Origin of the sequence: Stenotrophomonas sp. AS1, assembly GCF_048957655.1 — a bacterium.
Lineage (GTDB): Bacteria > Pseudomonadota > Gammaproteobacteria > Xanthomonadales > Xanthomonadaceae > Stenotrophomonas > Stenotrophomonas bentonitica_A.
Genome location: NZ_JARVXM010000001.1, coordinates 665,168 through 682,190 on the forward strand (window position 1 = coordinate 665,168; position 17,023 = coordinate 682,190).

The 17,023-nt window shown below is 67.4% G+C and carries 15 protein-coding genes; 5 read left to right on the top strand and 10 right to left on the bottom strand.

The features are described 5' to 3' along the window. Window positions 1-33: 33 nt before the first annotated feature. From PV764_RS03055 to PV764_RS03065, 3 genes are read right to left on the bottom strand one after another with little or no spacing between them, the layout of a single operon-like run. Entirely contained in the window at window positions 34-1,419 is a 1,386-nt protein-coding gene (locus tag PV764_RS03055) for a metallophosphoesterase (RefSeq protein ID WP_421116166.1), read from the bottom strand. Further along, window positions 1,416-2,549, bottom strand: a complete 1,134-nt coding sequence (locus tag PV764_RS03060) for a phytase (protein WP_421116167.1) — start codon at window positions 2,547-2,549, stop codon at window positions 1,416-1,418. The genes PV764_RS03055 and PV764_RS03060 overlap by 4 nt, the downstream gene beginning before the upstream one ends. Continuing rightward, window positions 2,549-5,119 (bottom strand): TonB-dependent receptor, encoded by a 2,571-nt coding sequence (locus PV764_RS03065; protein ID WP_399620885.1) that lies wholly within the window; start codon window positions 5,117-5,119, stop codon window positions 2,549-2,551. Before PV764_RS03065 ends, PV764_RS03060 begins: the two co-directional genes overlap by 1 nt. A 336-nt stretch (window positions 5,120-5,455) precedes the next feature. Here PV764_RS03065 and upp point away from each other — a divergent pair, with 336 nt between their 5' ends. Both upp and PV764_RS03075 read left to right on the top strand, forming a co-directional pair. Then, complete coding sequence (gene upp, locus PV764_RS03070; RefSeq protein ID WP_019183235.1) at window positions 5,456-6,091, top strand: uracil phosphoribosyltransferase; 636 nt, start codon at window positions 5,456-5,458, stop codon at window positions 6,089-6,091. A gap of 108 nt (window positions 6,092-6,199) precedes the next feature. Beyond that, window positions 6,200-6,484, top strand: a complete 285-nt coding sequence (locus tag PV764_RS03075) for a PsiF family protein (protein WP_313217935.1) — start codon at window positions 6,200-6,202, stop codon at window positions 6,482-6,484. A 139-nt stretch (window positions 6,485-6,623) separates the two neighbouring features. Here the strand turns inward: PV764_RS03075 and PV764_RS03080 are convergent, their stop codons facing one another. The 6 genes from PV764_RS03080 to rsmD form a co-directional block, all read right to left on the bottom strand. Then, window positions 6,624-7,511, bottom strand: a complete 888-nt coding sequence (locus tag PV764_RS03080; protein ID WP_019183237.1) for an MBL fold metallo-hydrolase — start codon at window positions 7,509-7,511, stop codon at window positions 6,624-6,626. A gap of 96 nt (window positions 7,512-7,607) precedes the next feature. Beyond that, window positions 7,608-9,344: a gamma-glutamyltransferase gene (ggt, locus tag PV764_RS03085; RefSeq protein ID WP_421116168.1), complete on the bottom strand. Its 1,737-nt coding sequence runs from the start codon at window positions 9,342-9,344 to the stop codon at window positions 7,608-7,610. After that, window positions 9,341-9,625 (bottom strand): YfhL family 4Fe-4S dicluster ferredoxin, encoded by a 285-nt coding sequence (locus tag PV764_RS03090; RefSeq protein ID WP_070427136.1) that lies wholly within the window; start codon window positions 9,623-9,625, stop codon window positions 9,341-9,343. Before PV764_RS03090 ends, ggt begins: the two co-directional genes overlap by 4 nt. Before the next feature lie 125 nt (window positions 9,626-9,750). After that, complete coding sequence (locus tag PV764_RS03095; RefSeq protein ID WP_019183240.1) at window positions 9,751-10,242, bottom strand: hypothetical protein; 492 nt, start codon at window positions 10,240-10,242, stop codon at window positions 9,751-9,753. A gap of 47 nt (window positions 10,243-10,289) precedes the next feature. Then, complete coding sequence (coaD, locus tag PV764_RS03100; protein WP_019183241.1) at window positions 10,290-10,799, bottom strand: pantetheine-phosphate adenylyltransferase; 510 nt, start codon at window positions 10,797-10,799, stop codon at window positions 10,290-10,292. 7 nt (window positions 10,800-10,806) lie between these two features. Then, on the bottom strand, window positions 10,807-11,409 hold the full coding sequence (rsmD, locus tag PV764_RS03105) for a 16S rRNA (guanine(966)-N(2))-methyltransferase RsmD (RefSeq protein ID WP_399620897.1): 603 nt from the start codon (window positions 11,407-11,409) through the stop codon (window positions 10,807-10,809). Window positions 11,410-11,736: 327 nt separating this feature from the next. On the opposite strand from rsmD, the gene htpG reads away from it, so the two are divergent. Then, window positions 11,737-13,635 carry a molecular chaperone HtpG gene (gene htpG / locus PV764_RS03110; protein ID WP_019183243.1) on the top strand — a complete coding sequence of 633 codons (1,899 nt, stop codon included), beginning with the start codon at window positions 11,737-11,739 and terminating at the stop codon, window positions 13,633-13,635. A gap of 91 nt (window positions 13,636-13,726) precedes the next feature. Here htpG and PV764_RS03115 read toward each other — a convergent pair whose 3' ends face one another. After that, window positions 13,727-14,023: a hypothetical protein gene (locus PV764_RS03115; RefSeq protein WP_019183244.1), complete on the bottom strand. Its 297-nt coding sequence runs from the start codon at window positions 14,021-14,023 to the stop codon at window positions 13,727-13,729. A 167-nt stretch (window positions 14,024-14,190) separates the two neighbouring features. On the opposite strand from PV764_RS03115, the gene ftsY reads away from it, so the two are divergent. Further along, window positions 14,191-15,750, top strand: a complete 1,560-nt coding sequence (gene ftsY, locus PV764_RS03120) for a signal recognition particle-docking protein FtsY (protein WP_019183245.1) — start codon at window positions 14,191-14,193, stop codon at window positions 15,748-15,750. Window positions 15,751-15,882: 132 nt separating this feature from the next. Continuing rightward, window positions 15,883-17,022, top strand: coding sequence for an A/G-specific adenine glycosylase (gene mutY, locus PV764_RS03125; RefSeq protein ID WP_421116169.1), 1,140 nt, complete (start codon window positions 15,883-15,885; stop codon window positions 17,020-17,022). Window position 17,023: the final 1 nt, after the last annotated feature.

Below are 17,023 nucleotides of genomic sequence, written 5' to 3' on the forward strand. Positions count from 1 at the left end.
GGCCGGGCACGCCGCAGCGGCCCGGCCGGTCGGTCATTCCCAGCAACGGTCGGCGCGCCCCTTGAGGGTATGCGCGCGCGTGCAGTCACGGGGGGCGATGCGTCCCTGCGTCAGTTCGGTCTTCTGTTTGCGACCATCGGTGCCACGTGTCAACTCGAAACCGTCGTACAGGCGTCCGGTGACCGTGCGCGCCTCGTAACGCAGATGGGTCGGGTCGATCTTCAGCACCTGGAACAGCTGCGTGTCCTCGCCGACCGGCGCCATGGTGGCGCGGGCCTCATCGGACAGCCGGTACTGCTTCGGCCCGGCCACGGTGACCACGAACTGCGGCGTCGCGCCCTGGCCTTCACCGCGGCGGCCATAGGTATGGTCATGGCCCTGCAGCACCAGATCGACTTGGTGACGGCGCACCACCGGCAGCAGCACATCGCGCAGCTCGGTGTTCTCGCGGCCTTCGCGCGGGGAATAGAACGGCTGGTGCAGCAGGACGATGCTCCACGGGTGCGGGTTGTCGGCCAGCACCGTGTCCAGCCACGCCGCCTGCGCCTTGGCCGTGCCCAGATCGAGCGCGGAAGTGCCATCGAGTACGGCGATGCGCACGCCCTGGTAGTCGAACCAGTAGGTGCTGGTGTCCGCGGCGTCCACGCCGTTGCGCGGCAGCGCGAACGTCACCGGCCAGTGGCGACCAAGCACGCGACGCTCCTGCGGGGTGTCTTCGAACTCCTCGAAGTACTCATGGTTGCCGATCGCCGGGGCGACCGCGGTTTCCTGCGGCAGCCAGCCGGCGGCGGCGAACCACTCGCCCCACTCGCTGTCGTCCTGCCCATCGCCCCCACTGACCAGGTCACCGGCGAACAGGCTCAGGCGCGCGTCCGGGGCGGCCTTGATGCCGGCCCGCATCACCCGGGAGACGTGGCTGAGGTTCTTGTTCTGGGTATCACCGAAATACAACAGGGTCAGCGGCTGCTCGGCACGGCCGGCGGTACGCAGCTGGTTCCAGGCACTCCAGGTGTTCTGCCCCTGCACGCGCCACAGATACAGCGTGTCCGGCTGCAGGCCAGTCACGTCCGCACGGTGATGGTGGGACGTGCCGAGTTCGGTGCTCAGCGCCTGGGTGGTGGCGGTGATGCGGATCGGCGTGCCGACATCCGGAGAGTCGCCGGCCAGCACCCATTCCAGCACCGGTGCCTTGACCGAGGTATCGGTGCGCCAGGCGACCGAGAAGCCGCGGGCAGCGTCCTGCGCCGGGGAGGCGACCAGCCGGTCCGGGAATCCGCTCGCGGCGTAATGGCGGTTGCCGGCCGGGACCTGGGTGTTGGGTTCGGCACCGGTCTCGGCCTCCTTCTTTGCCAGGGCGCTGCCACTGCACAGCAGCAGCCCCAGTGCGAGCGCGGTCAGGGCGGCAGGAACGCGGCTCACGCGCCACACTCCAGCGGCAGCGACAACTGCTTGGCGATGCTGGCCCAATCGAAGGCTACTACGCCCTGGTCATCGTGCACGGCGTACAGCGCGCCGTTCGGGAAACGCGCGGACGGCGCCTGCATCGACCAGATGCCGTCGGTGTTGGCCACCGTGTTGCCCTGGAAGGCGCCGACGTGCTTCAAGGTGTGGCGGTCGAACAGGTGGAACACGCTGCGCTGCTTGCCCTGCTCGGTGGTGATCCACCAGCCATCTTTGCCGCAGGTCCGCAGCATCACGCCTTCGGCCTGGGCCTGGAAGGCATCGCGGCCAAACGTGGTGCCGCTGAAGCGACCTTCCAGCGTGTAGACCTTGAACTCGCTGGCGTAGGTTTCGTCCTCTTCGGCGATCAGCAGGCGATCGTTGGCGGGGTCGCCCCAGATCGATTCGACCACGCGCAGCGCGCCCGCTTCGGTGGTGTCACCGATGCTGGCGGTGAGCGAGGCCTGCGCCTTGCCGCCCTGCACAGTGAGCGCATACCGGCGCACGCGCTTGTCCAGCTCGGCCAGCGGCGGCAGCACGTCGTTGCCCTGCGCGTCTTCGCCAGCGTCGTAGGAATCGGTGACGTACACGTCGTAGCCGCTGCCGAGCTTGTTCACCCACACCCCGTACGGCTTGCGCAGCTCACCGGCGCCGAACACGCCCAGCGGGGTGAAGTCCGGCAGCTGCAGCACCTGTACACGGTGATTGTCACGCTCCACGATCATCACCAGGTCATCGACCACGGCGATGCCGTTGGGGCGGTCGAACTGGCCCGGCGCCGTGCCGAGGCTGCCGACATCGCGCAGCTTCGCGCCGGTCTGCCCGTCATAGACCACCAGCTTGTCGGTGGCCTTGGCGGTGGCGATCAGCCAGACCTGGCCGTCGGGCGTGGTCCAGCTGGCCGGCGAGTCGATGTTATCGTCCGGGGTCATCGGGGTCAGGAATGCCTCGGCGACCGTGGCGACCTGGCGCACGGCGGAGGCGTCGGCAGCAGCTGTCGGCGCCCCGGGTGCGGCAGGGTCTGGCGTCGCTGCTCCGGGGGCGGCGACAGGCTTGCAGGCGGTCAATAGCGCCAGCGCGAGAAGGCTCAGGCAATGGGAGGCGCGCATCACAGGGCCACCTTCAGGCCGAGGGCGTAGGTACGGCCATACTCCTCGTTCTGCAGGGTGCGCGAGCGCACGCCCTGGTACAACTCCAGCGGCTTGTCGAGCAGGTTCTGCGCTTCGAAGTAGACGCTCACGTTCGAGGTGATCTTGTAGTCCATGCTGAAGTCGAGCTGGGTGTTGGGTGCGACGTAGATGTCATACGCGCGGCTGTCGCCCAGCGAGTCCAGATACTCGCTGCGGTAGACCACTGCCACGCGGGTGCTGAAACCAGCCTTTTCATAGCCGATGTGCGCGCTGTACACATGCTTGGAGGCACGCGGCAACATGAAGTCGTCGCGCTCGCGACCGGCCACGCCCGGGTCGAAATCGGTGTCCAGCCAGGTGCCGCTGGCGCCGACCAGCAGGCCATCCCAGCCGGCCGGCAGGAAGGCGAGCTGCTGCTGCCAGTTGAACTCGGCACCCTTGACCGTGGCCTTGTTGCCGTTGATCACCCGGGTAACTTCGAAGCCGGGATACGCCGGATCCGTGTTGCTCACCGTGTTGACGATGTAGCCATCGATCGACTTGTGGAACACCCCCAGCGAGACGATGCCGGTGCTGCCGAGGTACTTCTCGAGCGACAGGTCGATGTTCTTCGATTCGTACGGGTCCAGCTGCGGGTTGCCGATCCGCACTTCCTCATCGCCCCGGCTCAGGCCGACACGCGGCGCCACATCGCCGAACGAGGGGCGCGAGACGGTCTTGTTGGCGGCCGCGCGCAGCACCCAGTCATCGCCTGCGTCGTAGCGCAGGTGCAGGCCAGGCAGCACATTGGTGTAGCTGCGGCTCACGCTCAGCGGGGTGACCGTGAAGCTGCGGCCGTTGGGCGCCACCTCCACGCTGTTGCCGGTGGCACTGAACTGGGTGTTCTCCACGCGTACGCCGCCGATGATGCGCAGCGCGCCAACATCCCAGGTGCCCATCGCGTAGCTGGCGAAGATGTCCTCGCTGGCGGTGTAGTCCTCTTCCAGCGAGGCCAGGGCGTTGCCGCCGGCATCCTGCGGGCGGGCGCTGTACTGGCCGCCCTGCTGGGCCCAGTAGCGCCGCATGGCGTCCGAGCTCATCCCCTGGCCGAGGCTGCCGCCCCGGTGATCGGGCGTGGAGGTGGTCCAGTCCGACAACGCCACGTCCGGGCCGACCCGCAGTTCGCGCTCATCCACGTTGACGTCGCGGTCGCGCCAGCGGCCCAGCAGGCCGATCTTGTAGCTGGACGAATCGCCATCGAAGCGCACGTTGATCTGCGCGCTGCGCTCGCTGTCGTTGACCTGCTTGGGCGACACCACGAAACGATCGAAATCGTAGTTGCCGTTGTCCATCCACTGCGCGCTGGTCAGGGTGTAGCGCGGGATGCCGCTGTTCTGATCGACGCTGGCACCCAGGTCATCGCCGTTGTACTCGAAGCGCGCCTCCATCTCGTCGTTGACGCGCTCTTCGGTACGCGTGTAGCCGACCTTGTAATCGACCACCGCATTGGTCAACCGGTTCTCGCCGCCGGCGCTGGTGGTGAACGTGTTTTCCTTCTTGGTGCGGTAGCGCATGCGCTTCTGGATCGCATCGGCCGGCAGGTCATCGACGCGGTACTGGTTGTTGCCCAGCGCGGTGACCTCGCCATCGCCGAAGTTGAAGAGGGTGCGCTGGCGGGTTTCGGCATCATCGAACTGGCTGTACAGCGTGCGCAGGTAATACCGGTTGTCCTCGTCCGGGTGCCAGTCCAGGTTGAGGTTGGCGCCGATGCGCTTGCGCTCGATCTCGTACTTGCGCTGCTGCAGGCTGTTGGCGAACAGGTCGTCCTCGGCACCGCCGTCGAACTCGCCGTACTCCACTTCGGTGTTGTCGGACTCGAACTTGCGGTTCTGGTAGTTCACACCCAGCGCCACGCCGAAGGTATCGGCGAACACTTCGCTGTAGTTGATCGCGGCCTTCGGGCTGGTATTGCCGGAGAGCTGCTGGTGGCTGGCTTCGATCTTGCCGCGCAGGTTGCGGCCTTCGCGGTCGAACGCCGAGGCCGACTCGACCAGGATTGCGCCACCGATGGCGTCGCCCGGCATGTCCGGGGTGGGCGACTTGACCACGCGCAGGCGCTCGGTCGAGTCGGAGGGGATCACGTCCAGCGGTGCAGCGCGGCTGGAGTCTTCCGGGGTGCCGATGGCGATGCCGTCGACACTGACGCTGTTGAGATTGGCATCCAGGCCACGGATGACCACGAAGCGCCCCTCGCCCTGGTCACGGGTGACACTGACGCCGGGCAGGCGCTGCAGCGATTCGGCCACGTTCTTGTCCGGGTAGACGCCCATGGCATCGGAGGACACTGCATCTTCGATCGCATCGCTGCTGCGCTTGAGGTCGACCGCGCGCGTCTGCGACTCCAGCTGCGGGCGTACTTCCACCCGGTCCAGATCGATGGCGGCGGCACCGGCGGCGGCACTGCCGGCCACCGTGCTGCCATCGGGCGTATCGGCGGCATGGGCGGACGGGGTGATCACCGCCAGCAATGAAAGGCTGATCGCCAGGCCCAACGGACGCTTCTTCTGCACTGCATTCCCCAATCTGTGTAAAGAATGGGTCAGCACGGTATGTCCGGGAGGTTGCATGGGGATGACACCGGGGACATCGAGGGCGGAGATCGGGGTCTGGGTGGCGCCAAGCCATGCTCGGCTGCCTCGGGTTGACGGGTGCGCCGGTGATCGGCTTCGGCATTGGCGGGCCTGCCGAGCGTCGGTTTCGGCATTGGCGGGCCTGCCGAGCGTCGGCTTCGTCATTGGCTGGCCTGCCGAGCATGGCTCGGCACTACCGGGCAGGGCGGCTTCGGCTTTTGGCTTCGGTTGGGCGTTGCGGCACACTAGTGACCTCTCCTCTCCCCTGATTCCCCCATGAAAATCGTCGAAGTGCGCCATCCGCTGGTGCAGCACAAGATCGGCCTGATGCGCGATGCGTCCCTGAGCACCAAGGACTTCCGCGAGCTGGCCAATGAACTCGGTGGGCTGCTGGCCTATGAGGCCACCGCCGACCTGGATACCGAAGCCCACACCATGGCCGGCTGGGCTGGCCCGGTCACGGTGCAGCGCATTGCCGGGGCCAAGATCACCGTGGTGCCGATCCTGCGCGCCGGCCTGGGCATGCTCAGTGGCGTGCTCTCGCTGATCCCCGCCGCGCGGGTGAGCGTGGTCGGCCTGCAGCGCGATGAGGAGACCCTGCAGCCGGTGCCCTACTTCGAGCGCCTGACCGGCCGCCTGGAAGAGCGCGATGCGCTGATCCTGGACCCGATGCTGGCCACCGGCGGCACCCTGATCGCCACCATCGACATGCTCAAACGCGCTGGCGCCCGCCGCATCAAGGGCATCTTCCTGGTCGCCGCGCCGGAAGGCATCGCCGCCGTGCAGGCCGTGCACCCGGACGTGGAGATCTTCACCGCCGCCATCGATGCCCAGCTCAACGAGAAAGGCTACATCCTGCCGGGCCTGGGCGATGCCGGCGACCGCATCTTCGGGACCCGCGTGGTCGGTTGATCCGCTCGTTCTGACCGGCGGCCAGCTCCGGCCGCCGGCGCTTCACACGGCCTGGCCATGGCCGGGCAGAAGCTGCGCGCACCATCAACCCGTGCGTGGAGCTGCGTCATGAAGACCCTGTCCCTGCTGGCCTGTCTGCTGTTTCTGGGTGGCCCTGTGATCGCCAGCGCGGCGACCCCGCAGCAACAGCGGATGGCCGATTGCTCGGCCAAGAACAAAGGCAAGACCGGCGAGGACTACAAGACTGCGCAGAAGGCCTGCCTGAGCGCTCCGGCGCCGGCGGCCAGCACGCCGCAGGAGCGCATGAAGACCTGCAACGCCGATGCGGCCGCGAAGAAGCTGGCCGGCGATGCGCGCAAGACGTTCATGAGCGGGTGTTTGAAGGCGCATTGACGCGTTGAGCGGGTAATGCCCGCGGCCGTGGGCGCCGTGCCGACCAACGGTCGGCACCTACCGGTGTGCTTGCGCAGACGTTACTGCAGGGGGCCGCGCGGTGACACCGGCCCATGCGCGGCCGGATGTACCGCAGGCGTTACGCGAGCGCGCGGGCCTTCAGTTCGCCCTGTTCGTGCACGGTGCCGAAGCGGCCCTTCTCATCGCGTGACACCTGCGCCAGCGCGCACTGCGGGTCGTGGGTGAAAAACAGATGGACGTTGCGGGCCAGTTTGTCTTCCAGGAAGCTGCGTTTCTCGTCGATCAGCAGTTCGGCGTTACGGTCGTAGCCCATGGTGATCGGTACGTGCACCCACGAGCGGCCGGGAATCAGGTCCGCACAGAACACCACCCCACCCCGCGCCTGCCCATCCACGCTTTCGGGGCCGATGATCTCGGCCAGCATCAGGCCCGGCGTGTGCCCGTCGCTGAAACTGAAACGCACGCTGTCGCCCAGCGTCCTGGAGTGCGGGCCGTCGACGATTTCAAGCCGACCGCTAGCCTGCAGCAGGCCAGGCAGTTCGGGGATGAAGCTGGCACGGTCGCGCGGGTGCGGATGCAGTGCGCGCGCCCAGTGCTCGGCGCCGACCAGGAAGGTCGCGTTCGGGAACAGCAGTTCGGGCGTGCGCCCTTCGCTCCACGGCGCCAGCAGTCCGCCGGCATGATCGAAATGCAGATGGCTCAGCACCACCACGTCGATGTCCTCGTGCTCGAAACCGGCCTCGCGCAGGGATTCGATCAGCACATGGCCGGGTTCCTGCACGCCGTAGCGGTCACGCAGCTTCGGTTCGAAGAAGGCCCCGATACCGGTTTCGAACAGCACGGTCTTGCCCGCCAGCGGGCTGGCAAGCAGTGCACGGCAGGCCAGTTCGATCCGGTTGAGATCGTCCGGTGCCGCCCACTTTTCCCACACCGCGCGCGGGGCGTTGCCGAACATCGCACCGCCGTCGAGTTTCTGGGTGTTACCGCGGATGGACCATAGTTTCATTCGCAAATTATCGTCGCGTGCCCGTTAAATATTCGCTAGCCATCGCCCATGAAAAAACCCCGCCACTGGGACGGGGTTTCTCGTTTCTGCGGTCAGTCAGTGCGCTTGGCTGACCGCGGCGCTGCCGACCGGATTGCGTGGGTCGCTGCCGCCGCTGAGCACGTTGCTGCGACGGTCCCATTCCACGGTCTGCAGGTTGCCCCAGACGTGGCTGGAACCGCGGCCGCCAGCTGCGGTATCGCCGGGCAGGTCGATCTTGTGGCCCATCGCCTGCAGCTGCTTGATGGTGCCCACATCGAAGGTACCGTCCTCGGCCTCGATCAGGTCCGGCAGCCACTGGTGGTGGTAGCGCGGCAGCGCGGCGACCTGCTGGGCGGTCAGGCCGTCGTCGTACCCCAGGATGCCCAGCAGCACCATGGTGATGATGCGGCTGCCACCGGGCGTGCCGAGCACCACGACCTTGTCGGCGGACTCCATGAAGGTCGGGGTCATCGAGCTGAGCATGCGCTTGCCCGGCTTGGGCGCATTGGCCGCATAGCCCATCACGCCGAAGGCGTTCGGCGTGCCCGGCTTCAGCGCGAAATCGTCCATTTCGTTGTTGAGCAGCACGCCGGTGCCGGACGGAATCAGGCCCGAGCCGTATAGCAGGTTCACGGTCTGGGTCGCGCCGACGCGGTTGCCTTCGCGGTCGATGATCGAGAAATGGGTGGTCTCGTCATCTTCCAGCGGGGTCGGGTTGCCCGACAGCAGATCACTGGGGGTGGCCTTGTCCGGGTGGATGGTGGCACGCAGGCCCTGCGCGTAATCCTTGCTGGTCAGCACCTTCTGCGGGATGTCCACGAAATCCGGATCGCCCAGGAAGAAGGTACGGTCGCGGTAGGCGCGGCGCATGGCTTCCACCACCAGATGGGTGCGGTGCGCCGGATCCATCGGTTTCAGGTCCCAGCCTTCCAGGATCTGCAGCATGGCGGCCAACGCGATGCCACCGGACGACGGCGGCGAGGCGGTGGTGATGGTCCAGTCGCGGTACTTGAAGGCGATCGGCTCGCGCAGCTTGACCCGGTAGCCGGCCAGTTCCTCGGCGGTCCAGTGTCCGCCGGCCTGCTTCACGCCCTTGAGCAGCAGCTTGCCGGTCTCGCCCCGATAGAAGCCATCGAAGCCCTGGTCGGCCAGGCGCTCCATGGTCTTGGCCAGTTCCGGCTGGCGGAACAGGTCGCCCTCGGCGATCGGCTTGCCGTTGCGCTCGTAGACCTCGCGCGTGCCGGGGTAGCGCTGCATCACCTCACGCCGGGACTGATAGCCCTTGGACATGCGCGCGTACACCGGGAAGCCATCGCGCGCGATGCGCATCGCCGGCTCCAGCGAGGTCTTCAGCGGCAGCTTGCCGTGCTTGGAGGACAGTTCCACCAGCGCGGCCGGCAGGCCCGGGATACCGGCCGACCAGGCGCCGTTGACCGAACGGTCGCGGTCCAGGTCACCCTTCTTGTCGAGAAACGCCTCGGGCGTGGCGGACTGCGGCGCGGTTTCGCGCGCGTCCAGCATCACGTCCTTGCCAGTGGCCGCATCGTGCAGCAGGAAGAACCCGCCGCCGCCGAGGCCCGAGCTGATCGGCTCGACCACCGCCAGCGTGGCAGACACGGCCACGGCGGCGTCGAACGCGTTGCCGCCCTTGGCCAGGATCTCCATGCCCGCTTCCGTGGCCAGGTGATGGCCACTGGCGACGGCGGCGCCGTCAGGGTGTTTGGCCAGAACCGCCGGTGCGGATTCCGCGGCCCAGGCACTCGGGGCCACCAGCAGGACGAGCAGCAACCAACGACGCGACAGCGTTCTCATTTCGGCAGAAACTCCGTGACATACAATTCGGGATGATCGCGCTGCAGCCCGTGCAGCTTGGCCAGCAGGGCGTCCTGGGTTTCCGGAATGTCCGGATCGGGATCGATGCATTCGACCGGGCAGACGACCACGCACTGGGGTTCGTCGAAATGCCCCACGCACTCGGTGCAGCGGGCCGGATCGATCACGTAGATGGTTTCACCCATCGAAATGGCCTGATTGGGACAGGCCGGCTCACAGACGTCGCAATTGACGCAGAGCTCATTGATTTTCAGCGACATGGCGTTACTCCACGCCCGCGCCGGCGGATGAGAACCGGCCCACGCGGGCGCGCGGGCCGGTCATCGGTGACGCCCCTGCGGGCGCCACCCGGGCCGCGCACAAGGCACGGCCGCCACTGCACGGGTTACTTGGCTTCGACGAAGATGTACTCGGCGCCGGTCGGCTGGATGATCGACTGGACGCGGGCGTTGTCGGCGGCCTTGCCGATGAACACCACGCGCACACCCTTCATCGAGTCCGGCGAGACGTCCTTGAACACGGCCTGGATCATGTCGGCCATCTTGGCCGAGGCCGAGGAACCGAAGGCCAGCATGTTGCCCGGCTGCACGCCACGGCCCACAGCCTGGGTGGCGCTTTCGACCTGGCGCTCATACTTGGCCGCGAATTCCGGGTCCGATTCCGGGGCGAGGTAGTACAGGTACGGGCTGTTGCTGATGTTGCCCATGTTCTGCACGGCCACGGCCTGCAGGTACTTCTTCCAACCGGCATCGTCATCGGCAGCCGGGGCGACCAGCGCCTGCTGGGCTTCGACGACCGGCGCGGCCTCTTCCTTCTTGCAGGCGGTGAAGGCCAGCGCGAACGACGCGATCAACATGGCACGCATGGTGTTGTTCATGGAATTCCTCCCTTGGTGATTCTTGGTATGTATGGGTCTGACAGGTACTACGCTTGGCCCGACTTCGCTTCACGGACCTTGCGCAGTGCCTCAAGCACGGCGGACGGCACGAAGCCGGACACGTCGCCGCCCAGGCGGGCGATCTCGCGGACCAGCGAAGACGAAATGAAGCTGTGTTGCTCGGCCGGGGTCAGGAACAGGGTCTCGACCTCCGGGATCAGATGGCGGTTCATGCTCGCCATCTGGAATTCGTACTCGAAATCGGAGACCGCGCGCAGCCCGCGCAGCAGCACCCCGCCCTGCACCGAGCGCACGAAATGCGCCAGCAGGGTATCGAAACCACGCACTTCCACGTTGCGGTTGTGGCCCAGCGCATCACGGGCGAGCTGGACGCGCAGCTCCAGCGGCAGCGTCGGCCCCTTGGACGGGCTCTGCGCCACGCCCACCACCACCTTCTCGAACAGGGGTGCAGCGCGGTTCACCAGATCGATGTGACCGTTGGTGATCGGATCGAAGGTGCCCGGGTAGACAGCAATGCGGCGGTTGGCCACGGTCATACGTCAGCTACGCGTGTTGGTCTGGTGAAAGTGTAGCAGTGGCGCGGCGATACAGGGCAAAACGGACCTCCCGGGTGCCCCCCTCGCGGTGCAGCAGCCACGGCGCGGGCATCTTCGGCGCCTGATCGGCCGGGGACTCCACGTACACCCAGGCATCAGGCGCCAGATGCGGGGGCAGCCCCGCCATCACGGCCTCCCACAGCCCATCGGCAAACGGCGGATCGACGAACGCGATATCCGCCAGCGGTCCGGCCGGCTGCCGCAGCCACTGCAGCGCATCGGCCTGCACCACGGCGATCTGGTCCTGCGCCCCCAGCCTGGCGACCGACTCGCGCAGCTGCCGGGACAATGCGGGATCGCGCTCCACCAGCGTAGCCTGCGCCGCCCCGCGCGAGACCGCTTCCAGCCCCAGCGCCCCGCTGCCGGCGAACAGATCCAGCACCCGCGCCCCGCCCAGGCGCGGCATCAGCCAGTTGAACAGCGTCTCGCGCACCCGGTCACTGCTGGGCCGCAGCCCCGGCGACAGCGGCACCGGCAGCTTCGTATTGCGCCATTTGCCCCCGATGATCCGCACCTGGCCCACGGCAGCGGCCGGCTGACGCGGTTTCATGCGGGGCTCCGGAGATGGATGGCGATCGGATGGGCGAGCGGGCGGGAAAGCGTCATGGGCAGGCAGGCAGGTAGTTCAGGACGACATTCTAGGCGGTCCAGTCGCTGTCTTTGCCAGGCACCCCGATGCTGGAATGAAATGCAGCCACGCATGGCGTGGCTCTACCTGTCGCACGTCCGACCCACCTTGTAGAGGCAGGCGCCGCGCTCCTGCTTGCGATTCGGCCCCGAAGGCTGCCGCCGCTCTTGAATTCGGGACAATCCACCCCTACCCCTTGAGCCAGCCGCCGCGCCGGGCGCGGCAATGTCCCAAGGAGCAACACGACCCATGACCGTGCAGACCCAAAAAGAAACCCTGGGCTTCCAGACCGAAGTCAAACAGCTGCTGCAGTTGATGATCCACTCGCTGTACTCCAACAAGGAAATCTTCCTTCGCGAGCTCATCTCCAACGCGGCCGATGCCTCGGACAAACTGCGCTTCGAAGCGCTGACCCAGCCGGCCCTGCTCGAGAACGACGGCGACCTGCGCATCCGCGTCAGCTTCGATGCCACCGCCAACACCCTGACCATCGACGACAACGGCATCGGCATGAGCCGTGACGAAGCGATTGCCCACCTGGGCACCATCGCCAAGTCCGGCACCGGCGACTTCCTGCGCCAGCTCTCCGGCGACCAGAAGAAGGACTCCCAGCTGATCGGCCAGTTCGGCGTCGGCTTCTACAGCGCCTTCATCGTCGCCGACCAGGTGGACGTCTACTCCCGCCGCGCCGGCCTGCCCGCCAGCGAGGGCGTGCACTGGTCCTCGCGCGGCGAAGGCGAGTTCGACGTGGAAAGCATCGACAAGCCCGAGCGCGGCACCCGCATCGTGCTGCACCTCAAGGATGACCAGCGCGACTTCGCCGATGGCTGGCGCCTGCGCGGCATCATCAAGAAGTACTCCGACCACATCGGCCTGCCGATCCAGATGGCCAAGGAACACCACGGCGAAGATGCCCCGGCCGAGGTCGAATGGGAAACCGTCAACCGTGCCAGCGCGCTGTGGACCCGCCCGCGCACCGAGATCACCGACGCCGAGTACCAGGAGTTCTACAAGCACGCCGCGCATGACCACCAGGATCCGCTGGCGTGGAGCCACAACAAGGTTGAAGGCAAGCTGGAGTACACCTCTCTGCTGTACGTGCCCGGCCATGCGCCGTTCGATCTGTACCACCGTGACGCGCCCAAGGGCCTGAAGCTGTACGTGCAGCGCGTGTTCGTGATGGACCAGGCCGAGCAGTTCCTGCCGCTGTACCTGCGCTTCATCAAGGGCGTGGTGGATTCCAACGATCTCTCGCTGAACGTTTCGCGCGAAATCCTGCAGTCCGGCCCGGTCATCGATTCGATGAAGTCGGCGCTGACCAAGCGTTCGCTGGACATGCTGGAGAAACTGGCCAAGGACAAGCCGGAGGTCTATGCCGGCTTCTGGAAGCAGTTCGGCCAGGTGCTCAAGGAAGGCCCGGCCGAGGACTACGGCAACCGCGAGAAGATCGCCGGCCTGCTGCGCTTCGCCTCCACCCATGACGACAGCGGCGAGCCGAGCGTCTCGCTGGCCGATTACGTGGGCCGCATGATCGAAGGCCAGGACAAAATCTACTTCCTGACCGGCGACAGCTACACCCAGGTCAAGGACAGCCCGCACCTGGAAGTGTTCCGCAAGAAGGGCGTGGAAGTGTTGCTGCTCACCGACCGCATCGACGAATGGTTGATGGGCTACCTGACCGAGTTCGACGGCAAGTCGTTCGTCGATGTCGCGCGTGGCGATCTGGACCTGGGCGCGCTGGAAACCGCCGAAGACAAGCAGGCCCAGGAAGCCGTGGCCAAGGACAAGCAGGCGCTGGTGGACCGTATCAAGGCCGCACTGGGCGATGACGTGGCCGACGTGCGCGTCTCGCACCGCCTGACCGACTCCCCGGCAATCCTGGCGATCGGCGAACAGGACCTGGGCCTGCAGATGCGCCAGATCCTGGAAGCCAGCGGCCAGAAGGTGCCCGACAGCAAGCCGGTGTTCGAGTTCAACCCCGGCCATCCGCTGATCGGCAAGCTGGACCAGGAAGGCGATGCCGCGCGCTTCGATGACCTCAGCCGCGTGCTGTTCGACCAGGCCGCGCTGGCCGCGGGCGACACGCTGAAGGACCCGGCGGCGTATGTGCGCCGGCTCAACAAGCTGTTGCTCGAGCTGTCGGCGTAAGTCGCTCTGCGGGTGGGTGCCGGCCAAGGGTCGGCACCTGCCGGCGTTGATGATGCGTGGCGCCGGACGGTGGCCGGCGTGCGCGATCGAGTCAGGCCCAGCGGTCGAGCAAGGTGCCCAGCATCTGGTCCTGGCGGCGGAGCACGCTCGCGTTGGCGGCGAACGCCAGCGCGGCTTCTCTGGCCGTGAGCAGGTCCGCGATCGGCGCATTGGCATCGTCGGGCGCGGTGATCACGCTGGCAGTGACGCCGCCACCTGCCGCTGCAGTCTGCGCGACGCCCAGGCGGGTCGCATCCGTGACCGGCAACCGTGCCACGTTGGACGCGGCGGTCTGTACCCCGAGCGAGGCGGCACGCATGCCGGCACTGGCAATGGACATCACGCTCATCGGTCACCGTTTTCTGCTGTTCCGGCCGCGCCGGCATGGTGCAGCCCTTCACAACCGGTAACGGCCGCATCGGCCATTACTTGAGTCCCGCCCCACCGCACCTGCACGCCCATGGGCCTTCGGGGTGCAGTGGTAGCATACCCCTCTGATTTCAGCGTCTTTTGCCAATGCTCAGCTTCTTCCGCCGCAAAAAGCCCCAGGACGCCCCGCAAGAGGCGGCCAAAACCCAGCATTACTCCACCGAGGAGCTGGCAGCCGCGTTCCCACAGGCCAATCCCCAGCCTGCAGAACCGCCGGCGCCTGCGCCGCTGCCGCCGGCAGCGGAAGCCCCGGTGCCTGCCGTCGCGCCGACTGCCCCCGCAGAGCGCGTGATCGCGCCGACCCCGGAGGTTCCCGCTCCGGCAGTTCCGACGCCTGTAGTTTCGACCCCGGTCGTGCCGGCCCCCGTTGTACCTGCGCCCGTGGTCGCACCGCCTGCCGCCCCGCCGCCGGTCGCGCCGGCACCTGTAGTGACCGCACCGGTTGTCCCGGCTCCGGCTGCTCCTGCACCTGTCGTCGCGGCGCCGGCTCCAGCAGCTCCCGTGGAGGACCGCGCGGCACCGGCCGCATCGAGCCCGGCACCGGCCGCACCGGTGAGCGCGCCTGCGCCGCCCGTCGTCGCGCCGCCGGTGGCTGCTCCGGCCGTGCCCGCCGCGCTCGCTCCGGCCGTCCCGGCAGCTCCGGCACCCCCGGCTGCTCCGGCTCCTCCGGCTGCCCCGATCATCGTGACCGAGCGCCCGTCCTCCCAGGACATCGCCCCCGCCGCGGCCGGCAAGAGCGGCTGGCGCGAGCGCCTGCGCAACAGCGTGATCGCCCGCAGCTTCGGCGGCCTGTTCTCGCGCAATCCCAAGCTCGATGATGACCTGCTCGATGAGCTGGAAACTGCGCTGATCACCGCCGATGTCGGCGTCGGTGCGACCACCGCGCTGGTGGAAGGCCTGCGCAAGCGCATGAAGGCGCGCGAGTTCGCCGATGCCAATGCGCTGCTCACCGCGCTGCGCGCCGAGCTGATCGCCATCCTGCAGCCGGTCGCCAAGCCGCTGGTGATCGACCGCACCGCCAAGCCGTTCGTGGTGCTCACCGTCGGCGTCAACGGCGTCGGCAAGACCACCACCATCGGCAAGCTGGCCAAGCGCTTCAAGGACGACGGGCACAGCCTGATGCTGGCCGCCGGCGATACCTTCCGTGCCGCTGCGGTCGCGCAGCTGCAGGCCTGGGGCGAGCGCAACGGCGTGGCCGTGGTCGCGCAGGGCCAGAATGCCGACGCGGCCTCGGTCGCCTTCGATGCGCTGCAGGCCGGCAAGGCGCGCGGCACCGAAGTGCTGATCGCCGATACCGCCGGCCGCCTGCATACCCAGGCTGGCCTGATGAACGAGCTCGGCAAGATCCGCCGCGTGCTCGGCAAGATCGATGCCGATGCGCCGCATGAAGTGCTGATGGTCATCGATGGCACCACCGGGCAGAACGCGCTCTCGCAGCTGCGTCAGTTCCATGCCGCGGTCAACGTGACCGGGCTGGTGGTGACCAAGCTGGACGGCACCGCCAAGGGCGGCGTGGTGTTCGCGCTGGCCCGCGAGTTCGGCATTCCGATCCGCTTCTGCGGCATCGGCGAGCGTCCGGAAGACCTGCGCGTGTTCGATCCGGAGGCCTTTGTCGACGCCTTGCTGCCCGAAGCACTCGGCGCCTGATCACCGCCGGGCCAGGCAGCGGCTTCACTGGTAGAGCCACCCCATGGGTGGCTGCTTCACCTGCGTGACCGGTCTCCCCGGCTGCCGATGCAGCCACGCATGGCGTGGCTCCCGTCCTTCTCCGGAATCTGCATGACCCGCCAGCCTCCCGCCAGCGCCGTATTGCCTGCCGACGATGTGTTCGTTTCCCGTCTGCTGCACTGGTTCGATGACCATGGCCGGCACGACCTGCCCTGGCAGCACCCGCGCTCGCCGTACCGGGTGTGGCTGTCGGAGATCATGCTGCAGCAGACCCAGGTCAGCACGGTCATCCCGTACTTCCTGAAGTTCCTGGACGTATTCCCGACCCTGCCCGACCTGGCCGCAGCCAGCAATGATGCGGTGATGGCGCAGTGGGCGGGGCTGGGCTACTACGCGCGTGCACGCAACCTGCATGCCGCCGCGCAGCGCTGCGTCGAACTGCATGGCGGCGAGCTGCCGCGTGATTTCGATGCCCTGCATGCGCTGCCGGGCATCGGCCGCAGCACCGCCGGCGCAATTCTCAGCCAGGCCTGGAATGATCGGTTCGCGATCCTGGATGGCAACGTCAAACGCGTGTTGACCCGCTATCACGGCATCGAGGGCTTCCCCGGCCTGCCGGCGATCGAGAAGCAACTGTGGGCAGTCGCCGAGGCGCATGCCGCGCAGGTGCCCGCGACCCGCATGGTCGATTACACCCAGGCGCAGATGGACCTGGGCGCCAGCGTCTGCAGCCGCAGCAGGCCTGCCTGCGTGATCTGTCCGCTGCAGGCGACCTGCGTCGCACGGCGCGAAGGCCGTACCGATCAGCTGCCGACACCGAAGCCGGGCAAGACCCTGCCCGAACGCGAGGCGGTGGCGCTGCTGCTGCGCGATGCGCGCGGCCGCGTGCTGCTGCAGAAGCGGCCGGACACCGGCATCTGGGCGCAGCTGTGGACCCTGCCCCAGGCTGACAGCGGCATCGCCCTGCAGGACTGGTTCGATGCGCATATCGAGGGCTCGCTGGACGATGCCGAGCCGCTGCCGGTGCTGGAGCACACCTTCAGCCACTACCGGCTGCATCTGCAGGTACTGGTGGCGACGGTTCAGGGCTCGCGCGGCGAGGATGCCGGCGTACGCTGGGTCGCTGCCGAAGGGCTGGAAAAGCTGGGCCTGCCCGCACCGATCCGCAAGCTGCTCCAGACCGGTGCACCGCCCGCTCAGCCCAAGCGCCGTACAATGCGGCGCGCAGCAACATTCCAAGACAACGAGTAAC

What these genes read in the sequence shown, in the direction of transcription:
- PV764_RS03060 (WP_421116167.1), bottom strand. Translation starts at nt 2,549, where the DNA reads ATGCGCGCCTCCCATTGCCTGAGCCTTCTCGCGCTGGCGCTATTGACC.
- upp (WP_019183235.1), top strand. Translation starts at nt 5,456, where the DNA reads ATGAAAATCGTCGAAGTGCGCCATCCGCTGGTGCAGCACAAGATCGGC.
- PV764_RS03075 (WP_313217935.1), top strand. Translation starts at nt 6,200, where the DNA reads ATGAAGACCCTGTCCCTGCTGGCCTGTCTGCTGTTTCTGGGTGGCCCT.
- PV764_RS03080 (WP_019183237.1), bottom strand. Translation starts at nt 7,511, where the DNA reads ATGAAACTATGGTCCATCCGCGGTAACACCCAGAAACTCGACGGCGGT.
- ggt (WP_421116168.1), bottom strand. Translation starts at nt 9,344, where the DNA reads ATGAGAACGCTGTCGCGTCGTTGGTTGCTGCTCGTCCTGCTGGTGGCC.
- PV764_RS03090 (WP_070427136.1), bottom strand. Translation starts at nt 9,625, where the DNA reads ATGTCGCTGAAAATCAATGAGCTCTGCGTCAATTGCGACGTCTGTGAG.
- PV764_RS03095 (WP_019183240.1), bottom strand. Translation starts at nt 10,242, where the DNA reads ATGAACAACACCATGCGTGCCATGTTGATCGCGTCGTTCGCGCTGGCC.
- coaD (WP_019183241.1), bottom strand. Translation starts at nt 10,799, where the DNA reads ATGACCGTGGCCAACCGCCGCATTGCTGTCTACCCGGGCACCTTCGAT.
- rsmD (WP_399620897.1), bottom strand. Translation starts at nt 11,409, where the DNA reads ATGAAACCGCGTCAGCCGGCCGCTGCCGTGGGCCAGGTGCGGATCATC.
- htpG (WP_019183243.1), top strand. Translation starts at nt 11,737, where the DNA reads ATGACCGTGCAGACCCAAAAAGAAACCCTGGGCTTCCAGACCGAAGTC.
- PV764_RS03115 (WP_019183244.1), bottom strand. Translation starts at nt 14,023, where the DNA reads ATGAGCGTGATGTCCATTGCCAGTGCCGGCATGCGTGCCGCCTCGCTC.
- ftsY (WP_019183245.1), top strand. Translation starts at nt 14,191, where the DNA reads ATGCTCAGCTTCTTCCGCCGCAAAAAGCCCCAGGACGCCCCGCAAGAG.
- mutY (WP_421116169.1), top strand. Translation starts at nt 15,883, where the DNA reads ATGACCCGCCAGCCTCCCGCCAGCGCCGTATTGCCTGCCGACGATGTG.